The sequence below is a fragment of the Lacticaseibacillus casei DSM 20011 = JCM 1134 = ATCC 393 genome (assembly GCF_000829055.1).
Lineage (GTDB): Bacteria > Bacillota > Bacilli > Lactobacillales > Lactobacillaceae > Lacticaseibacillus > Lacticaseibacillus casei.
The window spans coordinates 1732842-1749532 of the sequence record NZ_AP012544.1 but is presented as its reverse complement, the minus strand read 5'-3'; the positions used below and the strand labels follow the sequence as shown (position 1 = coordinate 1749532).

The window sequence follows — 16691 nt, the reverse complement described above, 5'->3', positions numbered from 1 at the left end:
ATGAAACACGCAAAAAAATGGGGTTGGACACGCTGGTTGATCTTGGGACTCTTCGCCGGCCTTGTCATTGGCATCGCGGTTTATGGCAGTTATGATTACTTTTATCTCCGCCCGCAAACCGAAGCCAAAGAAGAACGCGCCCGGCGCAAGTATGAAACCGAGCTGAATCGGCATCGCGCGATCGAGCAACGCCTGCAAAATGCCACGCGTCAGGCAACGAACACCACTGATCGGTTGATGCAACAGGTTATCCCTTCAGAAGCGCAACCGTTTTTAAAAAAACTGGAAGCCGATCATTTTAGCGGTACCGTTTTAATGATGCGCAAAGGGAAAGTGATCCTGAACACGGGGTTGGGCTATGCCGACGCTGAATCCGGTCGTTTGAACGGGCCTGAGAGTCTGTATCAAATTGGCTCGATTCAAAAAGGGCTCACTGCGGTCTTGCTCATGAAACTTGTGGAACAAGGCAAGGTACACATGACAGATCCGATTAGTCGTTATTTGCCAGGCATTCGCACGGGCAAACAGGTAACGTTGCGGATGATGTTGGATATGCGTAGCGGCTTTTCATTGAAGCGGAATCAACCGACCCAACTATCAGATGCCGGAATTGTCCGGTGGTCGATCGCCAATTTGAATTATGGTGCGAAACAGTACGCGTATGAACCGGTTAATTTTGTTTTATTAGCCGGAGTGATTGAAAAAGTGACCGGTCATTTATACGCCGACTTAATTCAGCAGGAAATATTTAAAAAGTTAAAGTTGACGCATTCAGGATTTATGCCTGAATTGTATCGTGAACCTAATCAATCATTTGGGTATAATGGTCCCAAGGCGAATCCTTATTCGCGCCGTTACGTCGAGCCGTCTTTGAATTATAATCGGGAATTGGGGACTGGTAATATTTACACGAGTGCCGGTGATTTATACCAGATTATGGCGGCCATCAATCAAGGCAAGATTATCAGGCGCTCATCGGTCGCCACATTACGTGATCTGAATCAAGGCCAATACACGGCGGGTGTGTATAATTTTGGCAACTACACACTGACGCATGGCGTTGTGGCCGCACAATTAGCGGCAACTGTCATGGATAGCAGCGGTCAAAATGCGGTCGTGCTGTTGGCAAATACGGATCAGGTGACGCGGGATCTAGCCCAAGCACTTTATCATGACATGATTAAGGGAGTGAAGTAATGCGTCCATTACAAGCAAAGATTATTAAAGCATTAGGCGTACAGCCAACAATTGATCCTGAAACCGAGATTCGGCGGAGTATTGATTTTTTAAAAGACTATCTTAAGAAAAATACGTTTTTGAAAACATATGTGTTGGGAATCTCAGGTGGCCAAGACTCGACGCTTGCCGGGACGTTGACGGAAAAAGCCATGCAGGAGATGCGCGCCGAAACCGGCGATCAGGCGTATCAATTTGTGGCCGTTCGTCTACCTTATGGCGAACAAGCCGATGAGGCGGATGCCATGGCAGCCATTGACTTCATGCAGGCAGACGTGGTTAAACGGGTCAATATCAAACCTAGTGTCGATGCCATGGTCGCGGCAGTGGAAGCCAACGGATCAGCCATTTCCGATTTTAACAAGGGCAATATTAAAGCCCGAATGCGCATGATTGCCCAATACGCGATCGCCGGTAATATGTCCGGCGCCGTCATTGGCACGGATCATGCCGCGGAGGCGGTCACCGGTTTTTATACCAAGTTTGGTGACGGCGGTGCTGATTTGACGCCGCTTTATCGCTTGGACAAACGCCAAGGTGCGGCTTTGCTGAAGACGCTGGGCGCACCGGCACATCTTTATCAAAAGGCGCCGACTGCCGATCTTGAAGACAATCGGCCGGCTTTGCCAGATGAAGTTGCCCTGGGCGTTAAATACAAGGACATCGATGATTATTTGGAAGGTAAGCAAGTGAGTGACCATGCTGCCGAGACGATCGAACGTTGGTACCAGAAAACCGCACATAAGCGCCATCTGCCGATTACGGTTTTTGATACTTTTTGGAAATAAGCATGGCAAACAGCCAACATCGGCGAAGTTTCGCTCAAAGGTGTTATGGCTGTTTTTTTGCGCTGGTTTAAGGTATGCTTTGGTACACATGGAAGTAGGAGGTTGAAACGCAGTGCGTCATCGTTGGGCTCTTTGGTTAGGCATTGTGACATTAAGTGCACTTTTATTAGGCGCTGTGGCTTTTGTCTGGCAGAAGAAGATAGCTATTCCGGATAGACAGGCTAAGGTTTTGTCGTCGCAGCGGCATGAGCAGGCGACTCACCGTGAAGCCGTGCAAACGGCAGCAACGCATTTTGATGAGCGTCTGGACCGGCCGATCGACACATCGGCAGGCAAATCGTTCAAAGAAACCTTAACGAACGATAAATTTATCGGCAGTGCTTTGATCATCAAACAAGGCGAAATTATCTTTAATGGCGGCGTGGGTTACGCCGATGCCGCATCGAAACGGGTCAATGGGCCAACGACTTTATTTCAGATCGGTTCGATCCAGAAAGCAGTCACTGCGGTCGCCATGATGCAGCTGGCTGAAGAAGGTAAGTTGCATTTGGATGATCCGGTGACATTGCGCATGATGATCGATATGCGCAGCGGTTTTGCCCTCAAAAAGTATCAGCCTTCCGTCATGGACGATGCTGGTATTATTCGCTGGGCAATCGGCAATATCACTTATCTGCCACAACGAAATTACGCATATCAGGCAGTCAATTACCTTTTGCTTGCCGGGGTAGTTGAAAAAGTCGCCGGTCGCTCTTACGAACAGCAAGTGAGAAGTACGATTATTGACCGGCTGGGACTCAAGCACACCGGATTTTTGCCGGGAATGTTGACAGACGCCAACCGTTCGTTAACCTACACTGGACCGGTGACGGATCCTTATCAAGCATTCATTGGCGAACCCGAACTGTGGTACAACCGTGAGCTTGGAACTGGCAATATGTATACGACGGTTGCTGATTTGTATCGATTGCTGCGGGGCATCGATGATGGAAAAGTTTTGCCATTATCAGCGTTAAAGAGATTGCGCAATCGCGATGACGGGGTTTATACGGCAGGTATTTATAATCATAGCGACTTTTACTCAACGAATGGCACCGTGGCCGGGCAAATGGCATCAACTGCTATTAGCCATGATGGCAAAGACGCCGTGATTTTGTTGAGTAATTATAATTCACATGCGCTCAATCTTCATGATGAAGCCGTTCGCTTGTTCCAAACGTTGCGGCAAAAGGGATAGGTTGAACCCTTTGTGAATTAGTTTGGCTTGCTGAAACGCGCTCACTCGCGCAGAAGTCTACGTGTAAGGACTTTGATTGCAATGGCCAAAGCCCGGGCCATCACGCCCAAGGCCGCTTACACTCCGGTTTCTGACCGGGCCTGCTCACGCTCTTTTGAAACGCGTTCGCTGGCGCGGTTAGAAGTCTGCGTATAAGGACCTTAGGCGTGATGGCCAAGATCGGGCCATCACGCCTAAGGCCACTTATACTCCGACTTCTAACCGCGCCAGTTCACGCTCTAGATTTTTAAGGATCGCTTGCGCAAGGCTGCTTTGACCTGATATACTTGAAGCAACATAGGGGAGTAACTAGCAGAGCTTTTCTGCGACAACATCACCAACAAGGCTATGTCTGGTGTTGTCTTAAATAGTGAGACTTATGGATCTACTGCTGGTAGGCCATAAGTCTCTTTTTGGCTACCGGCCCAAACAAAGAAGGAGGCACTATTTTGGCAAAGAAACCGCCATATGCATTAAGCAGTCAAGAAGTTTTGCAAGAAGAACAAACCCAATTGACTGGACTATCTAAAGAAACGGCACAAACCCGGTTGGGTGAAAACGGGCCGAATGAATTGGCCCAGGCCGAGAAAAAGAGCATGTTGGCGCGCTTTTTGGATCAGTTCAAGGATTTCATGATCATTGTCTTGCTTGCCGCTGCTTTGATTGCCGGGTTCTTGTTGAGTGAATGGGCAGATGCCGGGATTATTTTGGCTGTTGTGTTACTGAATGCCGTTTTCGGCGTTTTTCAGGAAAGCAAGGCCGAAGAAGCGATCGATGCCCTCAAGGAGATGTCGACGCCGAATGCACACGTTCGGCGTGGCGATCAGGTTTTGACGATTCCAAGCAGTCAGTTGGTTCTCGGCGATATCGTGTTGCTGGAAGCCGGTGACGTGGTTCCGGCCGATTTACGGTTGGTGGAGAGCGCCAATCTAAAAATCGAAGAAAGTGCCTTAACGGGTGAAAGTGTGCCGGTTGATAAATCCACGGCACCACTGGACGCTGATGACGTTGGCATCGGTGACCGAACCAATATGGCCTTCATGAACAGTAATATCACTTACGGACGTGGTGTCGGCGTCGTTGTTGCCACCGGAATGAAAACTGAAGTCGGCCGGATTGCCGGGATGATCAATGCCGCAGAAGAAACCACGACCCCGCTGCAGGAAAACCTTAAGAGTCTGGGTAAGACGCTGACCGTGATGATTCTGGTCATTGCAGTCATTGTGTTTGCAGTCGGTATTTGGCGGAATGCGGCAAGTCTGCCGGAAATGTTCCTGACGGCGGTGTCCTTAGCGGTTGCGGCTATTCCTGAAGGACTGCCGGCAATTGTAACGATTATTCTGGCACTGGGAACCCAGAAAATGGCCAAGCGCCACGCCTTGGTCCGCAAGCTGCCAGCTGTGGAAACTTTAGGTAGCACCGATATTATTGCCAGTGATAAAACCGGAACGCTGACGCAAAATAAAATGACCGTTGAAAAGGTTTATTACGACGGTCAGCTAAATAATGCCAGTGACGGCATCCACGGCGGCAATCCGCTGATGACCATTATGAATTTTGCTAATGATACGCAGGTTCAGGATGATGGTAAATTACTGGGGGATCCAACCGAAACCGCGCTGGTCGCATATGGGAAGACCCAATCGTTTGATCTGAATCACGCCTTGGCAGACGAACCGCGGATCGATGAAGTACCATTTGATTCTGAACGTAAATTGATGTCGACCCTTCATCGGCGGGCAGATGGCAAGATTCTGGTGACAACCAAGGGTGCGCCGGATGAATTGCTCAAGCGCGTGACTGAATTGGCCACCGGTGATCAGGCAGCACCGATGTCTGACAGCGAACGTGATGCCATTTTAAAGGCCAATAAAGATATGGCCACCCAGGCTTTGCGGGTGTTGGGCATGGCTTATAAGGTCATTGATGCGGTTCCCGAACCGGTCAACTCAGAGACGGTTGAAAATAATCTGATTTTTGCTGGCTTGGTCGGGATGATCGATCCGGAGCGGCCTGAAGCAGAAGCAGCGGTTGCTGAAGCAAAATCAGCCGGGATTCGGCCGATGATGATTACCGGTGATCACCGCGATACTGCTGAAGCAATTGCGGTTCGGCTGGGGATCATTGATCAAGGCGATGATGATGCTGTCATTACCGGCGCCGAACTTGATCAGCAAAGTGACGAAGAATTTGCCAAAAATGTTGGTAAATACAGCGTTTATGCACGAGTGGCACCAGAGCATAAAGTTCGGATTGTCAACGCCTGGCAGAAAAAAGGTAAAGTTGTTGCGATGACCGGTGACGGTGTCAATGATGCGCCTGCTTTGAAGGCCGCCGATATCGGCATTGGCATGGGGATCACCGGCACAGAAGTTTCCAAGGGTGCCTCTGACATGGTGCTAGCCGATGACAACTTCGCCACGATCGTTGTGGCCGTTGAAGAAGGCCGAAAAGTCTTTTCCAACATTCAAAAGGCGATTCAGTATCTGTTGTCTGCCAACCTTGGCGAAGTGCTGACGTTGTTCATGATGACCATGCTTGGCTGGGATATCCTGGCACCGGTGCACATTCTTTGGATTAACCTGGTGACGGATACCTTCCCCGCGATTGCTCTTGGGGTTGAACCGACAGAGCCAGGGATCATGAAGCAAAAGCCACGCGGTCGCAAATCCAACTTCTTCTCAGGCGGCGTCGGTCCAGCGGTCATCTGGCAGGGTATTCTTGAAGGCCTATTGACCTTAGGCGTTTACTGGTTTGCCATCACGTATCCGGTTCACAGTGGTCAAGCAGCGATGCATGCGGACGCTTTGACGATGGCGTATGCTACTTTGGGCTTGATTCAGCTCTTCCATGCCTTTAACGTCAAAAGCATTCATCAAAGCCTCTTCACAGTCGGTGCCTTCAGAAATAAAGCTTTCAACTGGGCGATTCTTGCCTCTTTTGTGTTGTTGGCTGTCACCATTCTGGTACCGGGATTCAATGGACTATTCCACGTAACAACGCTGGATTGGCACCAATGGTTAACGGTTTTAAGTGCCGGGGTTACCATGATTGTGCTCGTCGAAATCGTCAAGATCTTCGAACGTGCTCGGCGTAAGCGGCGCGGTCTGTAAATCTTCAGCATTCGGAAAAAATTGATGGATTAGTTTTCAAGAGAGGATTCGTGCTTTTCATGAACAAGCAACAAATTAAAATGGCGCACTATGGTACCACGATCAATGATGTGGTGGAACAAACCCAGGACAATCAGGAAAAGATGGCGCCTTTGTTTGAGCCATTACGTGAAGCGATTGATGACGGCAAATTGGCCGATTATGATCAGGACACCTATGATGACACGCGGGTCGTGTTTCGTGAGGGTACCGATGCGTACAAAAAGTTACTCACTCGATTGCAAGAAGTCGCGGTTCCTGCACGGTTGGTCGGGCCACACCGTACACTAATTCACAACTTTGCGGCCTTCACGGAGGCGTGTGAAGCCATGACCGAAAGCCTCAAGTCTGACTTAGAAGTGGATGTCACAGCGTTTAATGCAGCCGAAAAAGCGCAAGACGAAGCGATCCAAAAATTCACCAAGCAAATTCAAAAGATTTCAGCGATCTTACAGTGATTTTTCTTCGTGAAAAGGATCGTTTTCGCTTGACATGAGAAGTTTGCTCACGTATCTTTAATTTACCAACTTATTTCAAGTTTAAACGAATGGAGGAAACCAACATGAAAGCACTGCTTACCTTAAAAACTTGGCAAAGCCAACTTTAGGTAGGTTGCAGACGCAACCTGCCGCCAGACGCGCAGGTTGTGTCTATGTTGGCTTCTGATCAATTTGTCCGCATAGATACCCCACAACGGGACTATGCGGTTTTTTATTTGCCGCGAAGGTCTAAACCTGCCGCGGCAATTTTTGTGTGAGCGTGAGCCAGCCCGGTTAGAAACCGGAGTGTAAGGGCCTTGGCCGTGATGGCTGGGCTTTGGCCATTGCGGCCAAGGCCCTTACACGCAGGTTTCTGGGCTGGCGAACGCGTTATAGAAAGCGAAAGCAGGATTTATCGACCAGACGTCATTAGAACTAGCTGCCATGGTTGGAAGGAAATGAGCCATGGCGACAACAAGGCCTTTACATGCCGATACACGCGTCACGGCTCGATACACACAACAACCTCACCACACCAAACCAAAAATCACAACAATTGGAGGAACCCGCATGAAGCGAATGCTTGGATTGATCATCATCATTTTCGGCTTTTTAGGCATTGCCTATTTTCAAAGCGGTACGACAACGCAACGGACGCAAACAAAGCCAACAGTAGGAATTTTACAGCTGACGACTCACCCGGTGTTAGATGCGATTCATAAAGGCATTATTTCAGGACTAAAAGATAAGGGTTACGTTAACGGAAAAAACATTAAGATCGACTTCCAGAATGCTGAAAATGATCAGAGCAATCTGAAGTCAATGTCGGAACGGTTTACCCAAGAAAATGCGGCGGCCACCGTGGGAATTGCAACACCGGCGGCTCAGGCACTGGCCAATGTTAACCAGAAAACGCCGATCATTCTTGGGGCCATTACCGATCCGGTGGCGGCTAAATTAGTCAAAAATGTCAAAAAACCAGGTGGCAATATAACCGGCGTTTCGGACCAGGCGCCGATTGCAGCCCAACTAAAGCTGATTCGGCAAATCATGCCGGATGCTAAAACGCTGGGTGTCATTGCCACCTCTAGTGACGATTCGGCTCAGATACAGGCTAAAATGGTCGCAAAACTCGGGCCTAAAGAAGGCTTTACGGTAAAACGGTATGCGATTAGTTCTACCAATGATTTAAACCAGGTGGCAAGCCAAATGGTCAGCCAAGTTGATGCGGTTTTCGTACCGACTGACAACACGGTCGCCAGTGCCATGCAAACGCTGGTTGCGGCGGCCAATGCGCGTAAAGTGCCGATTTTCCCGACTGTTGATACCATGGTTAAACAAGGCGGGGTCGCCACAATTGGGATTAACCAATTTCATTTAGGCGTTGTCACCGGACACATGTTAGCGGATGTTTTGAAAGGTAAAACCAAACCCGCAACGACGCCTATTCATTTTGAAAAAAAAGGCGAGCTTATTTTAAACGAGAAACAGGCAAAACAGTTAGGGTTGACCTTACCTAGTGCGTTAGTCAAACAGGCAGAGACGAAAGGAACGGTGATCAAATGAGTTTAGGCGTTTCGGCAATTGGTCAAGGATTACTTTATGGATTAATTGGACTTGGCTTGTTTTTAACATTTCGGGTTCTGGATTTTCCCGATATGACAGTTGAAGGGACTTTCCCGTTTGGGGCGGCCGTTGCGGTTAGTGCGATTACCCATGGCATTTCGCCGATCATTGCGACACTACTTGCTACCGGAGCGGGGATGCTGGCGGGCTTGGCAACAGGCTTATTAACGACAAAGGGACGGATTCCGGTCTTGCTCGCTGGTATTTTGGTTATGACCGGTTTGTTTTCGATTAACTTAAGAATTATGGGCCGGGCGAACTTATCCTTGTTGCACCAAGCCAATCTTTTTCAGGAATCGTTTTTGAAGGATCTGCCGCCATACTTTAACAGCGTTGTGATTGGGCTGGTGGTTGCGGTCGTTGTCGTCGGATTACTGATGCTGTTTTTAAACACCCAGTTGGGCCAGGGCTTCATCGCTGCCGGAGATAATCCGAACATGGCGCGTAGTTTGGGGATTGATCCTGATCATCAAATGGTGCTTGGCTTAATGGTTGGGAATGGGCTTGTCGGACTTGCCGGGGGCCTGTTAGCACAGAACAATGGCTATGCGGATGTCAATATGGGCATCGGGATCATTGTTATCGGGCTTGCTGCCATCATCATCGGTGAAGTCGTTTTCGGTGAACTGACCTTGTCACAGCGCTTGGTCGCCGTGATTCTGGGCAGTATTCTATACCGGTTTGTTCTGCTAGTGGTTTTGGCACTGGGATTCAACGCCGACGACCTGAAATTGATTTCGGCAGTGGTCCTAGCCGTTGCCATCATGGTGCCGCAAATCGATCATCAACTGCGATTACGGCGAGTTTTGCAAAAAGGGGTGCAGGCACATGGCTGAATTAATATTAGATCACGTCACAGTCAATGTACCGGTCGCAACGGAAGTAAAAACCTTGCTTCAAGACGTGACGTTAACGGTCAAAACCGGTGATTTCGTAACAGTCTTAGGCCATAACGGCGCAGGAAAATCGACGCTGTTTAACGCCATTACCGGTGATCTGCCGATGAGCGGAGGAACGGTGACCTTAGCCGGTAAAAAGTTGAATGGCCAACGTCCCGAGCAACGGGCGCGTCACATTGCCCGAGTCTTCCAAGATCCAAAAATGGGCACAGCCCCGCGGATGACGGTCGCCGAAAACTTGCTATTAGCCAGTCACCGTGGCCAGCGCTTAAGTTTGCGCTCACGGGGACTTACTGCCCAAAAGGAGCGGCTGAAAGAACTTGCGGCCAAAACCGGGAATGGTCTGGCTGAAGCGCTTGATAAGCCGACTGAACAACTTTCCGGCGGGCAACGGCAGGCACTGAGTCTGTTAATGGCCACCATGCGAGAGCCTGATCTGTTATTACTTGATGAGCACACGGCAGCACTGGACCCGCACACGAGCCAATCAATCATGACGCTGACTAACGAAATTGTTTCGGGCCAACATTTAACCTGCTTAATGATTACCCATCAAGTCGAAGATGCGTTACGCTATGGCACCCGCTTAATTGTTTTGGATGCCGGCCAAATTGTGGCTGATTTTGATCAAAAGAGAAAAGCTGCGCTAACCCGTGAGGATGTGTTGGCGTTCTTTAGCTAAAATAGCATGCCTCAGTTAACTGGAGCATTCAAGTGCCCCTCAATGCGTTAAAAATGGGTTAGCTTTAATCTTGCAAGACCGTTTAATCATTCCATTTAAAAAATCGGGTCCGGATGATCGTGCACATCAACCATGCATGAACATCTGGAACCGATTTTTGTATTGCTGGTATAGATTGTTTGTGAGCAGGTTAGCGGTCAGTGTCGATCGTGCAATAGCGCATGACTTGATGTACACTGTTGGCTCGGAGGTAATGTTCAATAATGACAAACCAAGAACTGCAGGCACGCGTGGAGGCAATCTCCATGGCGGCATTTCACCAACCGTTCCGCCACCGTGCCATTTTCAATGCCCGGCTTAAAACAACTGGCGGCCGGTTTCATCCAGCTGACATGAATTTGGACTTTAACCCCAAACTCTTTGCCGCTTATCCCCCAGCAATCACCGATGGCATCATTAAGCACGAACTGGTGCATTATCATTTGTACGCCCAGCATTGCGGGTACCAACACCGCGATCATGATTTCCGCCAATTACTGGCAGCAGTTGGCGGGTCCCGCTTTGCTCCGCCGCTACCCACGACCGGCCGTCAATATGCCTATGTTTGTACGCAATGCGGCCGGCAATTCATTCGTCGGCGGCGGATTGACGTCAGACGGTATGCCTGTGGCCACTGCCGAGGCAAGTTACGACTACAAAAAACGGTGATCAGTTGAGTGGCTTTTGTAACGTTAAATTGACTGGTTCAAAACCGGCCTTGGCGTATACTTCACGAGCCGTCTTATTAGCACTGAGGACATTGAGTTGGATAAAAGATGCCTGGTGACTTTTGGCAAAAGCCGTAACTGCCGCCATCAGCTGCTTTGCCAAGCCGTGATGACGCTGATCAGGGATGACGAAGAGATCGATGAGTTGGGCAAAATGTTGCGGCACGAATTCAGGACTGGCACTGGTTTGTGCTAAGACAACCAAAGCAAAACCGGTAAGTTTCCCATGACTTTCGGTCACAAATAACCGGGCAAGGTCGTTTTGCAGATAATCGGCAAAATATTGGCGGTTATCAGTGGCTAATGGTCGATACGTGTCTGGCGCCAATGTCGCCATTTCCGTTGTAAGCTGTTGGTAAAGATCCACGATTGCAGACAGATCAACAAACTGGGCTTCACGAAGCATTTTAAGTTACTCCTATCTCATTCGAATTAAGCGGTTACGGATAACCAATCATTAAAAAAGATCCGATCAACAAGTTATCGTTGTTGGTCGGATCTTTTTACGCTGCGGGCAAGAAGACTCGAACTTCCATGAGCAAAAATGCTCACAAGATCCTTAATCTTGCGCGTCTACCAATTCCGCCATGCCCGCATGGCTATTTAAGCACAAGAAGTATTATAGAAAATCAGATGATCAAAGTCAACAAAAATTTACTATTCGGTTGAACCCGTAGAGTGGCGAAAAGTTGACAAGTCCTGACTGAAAGCTGAACTTGTTTGGTGCTGCTTGGAACGTGTATAATCTGATAGAGCTAACTGTAAACAAATAGGGGGTGTCCAGCATGACGCGTCGAGGGAAAGCGTATAACATTGCTATTATTGGAATTCTCGGTGCTTTAATTATCCTCCAGGCTTATATTCTGATGGTGGGGTATGTTCAGATTTTTCCAGCCTGGCCTGCCATTTCGACGATTCATTTGACCGTCATTATTGGTGGGATTGTTCTAGGATATGGCGGTGGTGCCAGTCTTGGCTTATTATGGGGGCTGACTAGCCTGATTCGTGCTTATACATCAGCGACTGATCCTGTGACTTTATTGCTTTTTCGTAATCCGATTATTGCATTGGTGCCGCGCGTCATGGTGGGTCTCGTGGCGGCGTTTATCTTTCACCAAATGTTTAAGCGCCATCAAAGTGCGCTGGCGCAAACGATTAAAATGGTATTCGCCGGTGTGGCCGGTGCCTTGACCAACACACTTTTGGTCATTGGCTTTACATGGTTGCTTTTTTCGAGCAAGGCTGCGCAAATTGTGCCAGGTGCTAATGCATCCAATCTTGGGTGGCTGCTGATCACGGCGCTGGCCATTAACGCGGTTGCTGAAGCTTTGCTAGGCGGTATTGTCACACCCATCTTAGGCCATGCGTTACTGCGTTTTCGGCGAAAGTAGTTTTAGAATCAGCAATCATGAGTTTTGAGAAGCGGAGGTTTTGGATTGACGGATGAAGAGCAGCAAGTCGTTGATTTATTGCAGGCAATGGTACAAGTACCGAGTGTTGGCGCAAAAGAAGGTCAAGTTGCTGAGCTGATTGAGGCTTATTTAGCCCCTGAGTTGCAAGCCGGTTTAATTAAGCGCGAGCGGATCACATATGCGCCGGGACGGGATAATCTGGTTTTGACCGTTGGCGATCCAAATGCCAAACGGTGGCTAGGTGTCGATGGGCACATGGATGTTGTCGATGCCGGCGATGAATCCAAATGGCAGTTTCCACCGTTTTCAGGACAGGTAAAAGACGGCAAGTTATATGGCCGCGGGGCAACGGATATGAAATCCGGGTTGGCAGCGGTGGTTGTCGCTTTGAAACAAGTCGCGCATGCGCAACTGGATCATGGGATTCAGTTGATGGCCACTGTCGGTGAAGAAATCGATAATTATGGCGCCCGGCAATTGGCCGCAGCGGGTTATGGCGACCGCCTCAATGGTCTTTTAGTGGCAGAGCCTGGCAATAGTAATGTGGATGCGGCTGAGCGCGGGATTATCGATTATACGTTGACCGCACATGGTAAAGCGGCCCATTCATCGCGGCCGGATCTTGGGGCCAATGCCATTCACGGTTTGTTTGCATTTGCCAATGCGGCGTTGACTGCAACAGCGCCATTGCAGGCCAAGGATGATCCGATTTTGGGACACGCTACGCACAATATTGATATTATTCATGGCGGGAACCAGATCAACTCGCTACCTGAGTCGGCCTATCTGCGTGGCAATATTCGCACAACCATGATTGCCGACAATGATGCGTTTATTCAGGCGCTAAAACAAGCGGCGAAAACGCCTGTACCAAAAGGCGTGCATCTGTCACTTTCAATTGACTCAGTGCTGGGTGCGGCCGCTGCTTCGCCTGACAATGTCTTGATTGAGGCCGTTCAGCAGGCCCGGCAACGTATCGGGCTTGACCGCGGGGCAGTGGCGTATCGGACTGGGATTACGGATGCGGCCTTGTTCTATCACGATGGGTTAGATCTGGCAATTTATGGGCCGGGAAATGATACATCACATGAGACCAACGAATATGTGACGCTTCAAGATGTTTTTGACAGTGTGAAAGTTTATAAAGATGTTTTCCTGAACTATTAACCAGAATATTGGCGATCAAAAAACCTTGTGCGGGTCATGCGTACAAGGTTTTTTGATCAACTAAATGCGTTTGTTAGACACAACTGAGTCTGGTTTACGACTTCTGCCGAATGCCTAGGTGATATTCAGCATGATGGCGCCATGTCGCACCTGCAGGAAGTTCCCAGGCTTGAGCTTGCAAATTAGCTTCAGGAGCAAAGCCGATTGCCACATGCGGCTGTCCGAGGATGCCGTTGAAGTTGTTTTGCGTACCAATATCGGCAAATGGATCGATTCTCGTAGCTTGGGCATCTGTCACGTAATGGAGTTGCCAGTCAGCGGCTACTAAGTCGTAGTCCTGAGCCGCATAAACTTTTGACTGTTGCGCGATCATACTTGGCTGCGAAGCAATTGTTAATTTAGCCTGCATCATCTTTTGCGCGGGATCAGCCGTGAGCAGCCAAGGCAATACCAGGCGGGGATGTTGATGAATTGAAGCGCTGGTTTGGATCGCCATGTCAATGGTCCAGACGTTTGCGTTGTTGAGCCGGTGGGTAACGCTAAGTTGACGCGTGCCAGGTTGGCCATCGGCACCTTCTGGCAAGTCTAGCGAGAACGTGATGACTAAATCAGGATCCTGACTGGTTTTCACCGCCCAGTTCCAATTTTGCCATGCGCCAGAGACATTGGCTTCGGCTGGTTGCAGCGGACCGGTCATGGCGCCGAAAAACCCCGGCTGGTGCAGATAGTCTTCTAAAGTGACAAATCCAAGCAGTAAGTTAGGGTCAAACCCGGTCGCGTTAGGCAGACGAACCTGTTGGACCCGGGCACCAAACGTTAAAAAGCGTAAGGTCATGTGATGATCGTTCACCAAAGTATATTGGGTAATTCGTTCCTGACCGACTTTGGCAAAAATTTTGGCGCTTAGTTTCATGGCGAAAGCGCTTCCTCTCTCAATAGTTTAAGCCTACAGAAAAATTGCTCCAGATTCAATGCAATCATGACTTGAATCTGCTAGGCTTGATAAGGAAAGAGAAGGGTGGAACCATGAGAACGTTACTTAAGAAGGCCTATCAATTACTGTGGGCACTGTTTATTCTGGCACTTGCTTACAGTTTCTGGGCCCGCGACATTCTGCCCCGGCAGTTGCGACCATATGGCGATCCGGCAAGTTTTGTGATTATTAGTCTGTTTGTGGTGGTGAATGCCATCTTGCTTTACCATCATCATTTTCGCTTCCGTGATTTGAAAATGGAAAATGTCGACATCATGGAAGGCGAGAAATTTGAGGAGTTTTGCGCATACTTGTTGAAGCGAAACGGGTTTAAACATATTCAACTCACACAAGCTTCCGGTGATCAGGGAATCGACATTATCGCCCGAAAGAAGGGGCAGTCCATTGGGTTTCAATGCAAGCGGTATACCGGTTTTGTCGGTAACAAGGCAGTGCAAGAGGTTTGGGCTGGCCATCAATTTTATAAACTTGATCAAGCTGCGGTGATCACCAATAGCGATTTTTCCGATTCGGCAATCGCCTTAGCAGATGATCTGGGGGTCATGCTGATTGATCGTAAAAAACTCAAGCGACTTATGAGAAGACTGCCAAGTTGAGGCGTACACGTTATAACGTTATGGTAAGTTGGCAACTGTGTGTGATCAGTTTGAGGAGGCAACGGTTAATCGATGTTACTGGGATTAAAAGCTAGTACAGATGAACGGCAGATTCGTGATCGGTTGCAGTATCATCCGGACGTATTTGAATTTCACTTAACCGAAAATGATTTTACGGCTGAAGGATGGAACCATTTTTTGAAAATGGTGACTTGGGTGCGCAGTCAAGTGCCCACAGTGGTTTTCCATCATCCGATGCGATTCCGTGGTCAACGCAATGAATTAGCCATGAATCCAACCAAGTATCCGACGCGTTATGATTTTATGATGACCAGTTCGATTAAGCTCATGAATCTGGCCAAAAAGGTGAATGCGACGGCGTTGATCCATGGGGGTTATCGGGTGGACACACCAGGCGATTATGCTGGGTGGACGGACGTTGCCAAGGCGCAGGATGTTGCTTTAGCGCGGATGATTGCGTTTGCTCAGGAGGCGCCGGGACACGTTGTCTTTGAAAACTCTATGTCCCCCATTTTTCGCTATGGCGATCCTGATTTTGAGGCGCGGATATTGCGTTGGCACCTACCACTAGCCTATGATACCAGCCACACCTTCATCACGCTTCACGGCGATAATGATCGGCTCATGGCCAGTCTGGCGAATCTAAAGCCTTTGGTTCGGCACTATCATCTTGTCGATTCGATGGGCAAAACGCATGACAGCTTGCCTCTGGGACAGGGACGAATCGATTGGGCGCGGGTTTTGCCGCTGCTCAACCCTAAGGCCAGTCGGATTTATGAAATCGGGTTGAAGGATCAGTTCAACTGTGAGGAAATGATCGCCAGCCATCACTATTTAGAAAAGGTGTCTGAAGAATTAGCCGCAGCCAAGCATCCAGCCTAATTAAGTAGTAAACCGTTCTGGCGCTTGATGAACCCAAAAAGAGCGCGTGGTCCATTTGCGTCAGTCAGATACAAAAATCGCGCTTGGAGATCCGGTTTATTTAATAAGAGCTGCAATTCCCAGACACGTAAAGGAGCCTTGCGGGTAAGGTTTGGTTTAAAAATCAGTTGCGGCTGATCGTCCGCGGTTGTCAGGATAAAATCATCAAAACGGCTCGGTGTTGGTTGCGTGTCCAGCAACACGGAGGCGTTTTTGTTTTGGTCGGCTAATAAAGCGAGTAAATCAATCACTCGCATGGTGGCGGCCTCCTTTCTAATGGCAAAAGTTAAGGATTCATGAAGAAGGTTGGTGCTTATCAGAACAATCGCATACAATTTAAGCAAGCTTATGTTTGATTTGGTTTTATGAGATGTAGATAGCATAACGAGTGGTTAATTTGCGCGGGAGGCTTGGGTGAATTTATAAGAACGTTCGCTGGCTTTGTAAGCACAGTTTTTGTGCAGGTGCCTGCCGACACTTCGGCTTCTACCCGCACCAGTTCACGCTCTCAAACGCGTTCACTGGCGCAGAAGCCTGCGTGTAAGGACCTCAGTCGCAATGGCCTAAGCCCGGGCCATCACGCCTGAGGCCACTTACACTTCGGCTTCTACCCGCGCCAGTTCAAGCTCTCTAATTATAGCTCAGTGTTTTGCAGTTAAGTCTGTGATAAACTGT

Annotated in this window: 16 protein-coding genes and 1 tRNA gene; 13 read left to right on the top strand and 4 right to left on the bottom strand. The window is 48.9% G+C overall.

The genetic code is table 11. From position 1 onward, the window contains the following. The 9 genes from LBCZ_RS08645 to LBCZ_RS08605 all read left to right on the top strand — a co-directional run bounded on the left by LBCZ_RS08645 (position 1) and on the right by LBCZ_RS08605 (position 10854). Positions 1 to 1197 carry a serine hydrolase domain-containing protein gene (locus tag LBCZ_RS08645; RefSeq protein ID WP_025012658.1) on the top strand — a complete coding sequence of 399 codons (1197 nt, stop codon included), beginning with the start codon at positions 1 to 3 and terminating at the stop codon, positions 1195 to 1197. Then, positions 1197 to 2024 (top strand): ammonia-dependent NAD(+) synthetase, encoded by an 828-nt coding sequence (gene nadE, locus LBCZ_RS08640; RefSeq protein ID WP_025012659.1) that lies wholly within the window; start codon positions 1197 to 1199, stop codon positions 2022 to 2024. The genes LBCZ_RS08645 and nadE overlap by 1 nt, the downstream gene beginning before the upstream one ends. 112 nt (positions 2025 to 2136) lie before the next feature. Further along, the gene (locus LBCZ_RS08635) at positions 2137 to 3261 is read left to right on the top strand and encodes a serine hydrolase domain-containing protein (protein ID WP_039639171.1); all 1125 of its coding nucleotides are present in this window, start codon (positions 2137 to 2139) and stop codon (positions 3259 to 3261) included. Between the two features lie 488 nt (positions 3262 to 3749). Continuing rightward, positions 3750 to 6413 (top strand): cation-translocating P-type ATPase, encoded by a 2664-nt coding sequence (locus tag LBCZ_RS08630; protein WP_010487606.1) that lies wholly within the window; start codon positions 3750 to 3752, stop codon positions 6411 to 6413. A gap of 59 nt (positions 6414 to 6472) precedes the next feature. Further along, on the top strand, positions 6473 to 6910 hold the full coding sequence (locus tag LBCZ_RS08625; protein ID WP_025012660.1) for a hypothetical protein: 438 nt from the start codon (positions 6473 to 6475) through the stop codon (positions 6908 to 6910). 591 nt (positions 6911 to 7501) lie between these two features. After that, positions 7502 to 8497, top strand: coding sequence for a tryptophan ABC transporter substrate-binding protein (gene trpX, locus LBCZ_RS08620; RefSeq protein WP_025012661.1), 996 nt, complete (start codon positions 7502 to 7504; stop codon positions 8495 to 8497). Continuing rightward, on the top strand, positions 8494 to 9393 hold the full coding sequence (locus LBCZ_RS08615; protein WP_025012662.1) for an ABC transporter permease: 900 nt from the start codon (positions 8494 to 8496) through the stop codon (positions 9391 to 9393). Before trpX ends, LBCZ_RS08615 begins: the two co-directional genes overlap by 4 nt. Then, positions 9386 to 10138, top strand: coding sequence for an ABC transporter ATP-binding protein (locus tag LBCZ_RS08610; protein ID WP_025012663.1), 753 nt, complete (start codon positions 9386 to 9388; stop codon positions 10136 to 10138). Before LBCZ_RS08615 ends, LBCZ_RS08610 begins: the two co-directional genes overlap by 8 nt. A gap of 263 nt (positions 10139 to 10401) precedes the next feature. Beyond that, positions 10402 to 10854 carry a SprT family protein gene (locus LBCZ_RS08605; RefSeq protein ID WP_025012664.1) on the top strand — a complete coding sequence of 151 codons (453 nt, stop codon included), beginning with the start codon at positions 10402 to 10404 and terminating at the stop codon, positions 10852 to 10854. Here the strand turns inward: LBCZ_RS08605 and LBCZ_RS08600 are convergent. Both LBCZ_RS08600 and LBCZ_RS08595 read right to left on the bottom strand, forming a co-directional pair. Next, the gene (locus tag LBCZ_RS08600; protein WP_025012665.1) at positions 10847 to 11311 is read right to left on the bottom strand and encodes a GNAT family N-acetyltransferase; all 465 of its coding nucleotides are present in this window, start codon (positions 11309 to 11311) and stop codon (positions 10847 to 10849) included. The genes LBCZ_RS08605 and LBCZ_RS08600 overlap by 8 nt on opposite strands. Positions 11312 to 11414: 103 nt before the next feature. Further along, a tRNA-Leu gene (locus LBCZ_RS08595) sits at positions 11415 to 11500 on the bottom strand. Positions 11501 to 11690: 190 nt separating this feature from the next. On the opposite strand from LBCZ_RS08595, the gene LBCZ_RS08590 reads away from it, so the two are divergent. Continuing rightward, positions 11691 to 12296: an ECF transporter S component gene (locus LBCZ_RS08590; RefSeq protein ID WP_025012666.1), complete on the top strand. Its 606-nt coding sequence runs from the start codon at positions 11691 to 11693 to the stop codon at positions 12294 to 12296. 45 nt (positions 12297 to 12341) lie between these two features. Next, entirely contained in the window at positions 12342 to 13484 is a 1143-nt protein-coding gene (locus LBCZ_RS08585) for a M20 family metallopeptidase (RefSeq protein WP_025012667.1), read from the top strand. A gap of 94 nt (positions 13485 to 13578) precedes the next feature. On the opposite strand, the gene LBCZ_RS08580 is transcribed toward LBCZ_RS08585, so the two are convergent. Further along, positions 13579 to 14397 carry an aldose epimerase family protein gene (locus LBCZ_RS08580; RefSeq protein WP_039639168.1) on the bottom strand — a complete coding sequence of 273 codons (819 nt, stop codon included), beginning with the start codon at positions 14395 to 14397 and terminating at the stop codon, positions 13579 to 13581. A gap of 113 nt (positions 14398 to 14510) precedes the next feature. Here LBCZ_RS08580 and LBCZ_RS08575 point away from each other — a divergent pair, with 113 nt between their 5' ends. Both LBCZ_RS08575 and LBCZ_RS08570 read left to right on the top strand, forming a co-directional pair. Then, entirely contained in the window at positions 14511 to 15074 is a 564-nt protein-coding gene (locus LBCZ_RS08575) for a restriction endonuclease (RefSeq protein ID WP_010487642.1), read from the top strand. A gap of 72 nt (positions 15075 to 15146) precedes the next feature. Then, positions 15147 to 15977: a TIM barrel protein gene (locus LBCZ_RS08570; protein WP_025012669.1), complete on the top strand. Its 831-nt coding sequence runs from the start codon at positions 15147 to 15149 to the stop codon at positions 15975 to 15977. Here LBCZ_RS08570 and LBCZ_RS08565 read toward each other — a convergent pair. Further along, positions 15974 to 16273, bottom strand: coding sequence for a hypothetical protein (locus LBCZ_RS08565; protein WP_025012670.1), 300 nt, complete (start codon positions 16271 to 16273; stop codon positions 15974 to 15976). The two genes, LBCZ_RS08570 and LBCZ_RS08565, sit on opposite strands and share 4 nt — an antisense overlap. Positions 16274 to 16691: the final 418 nt, after the last annotated feature.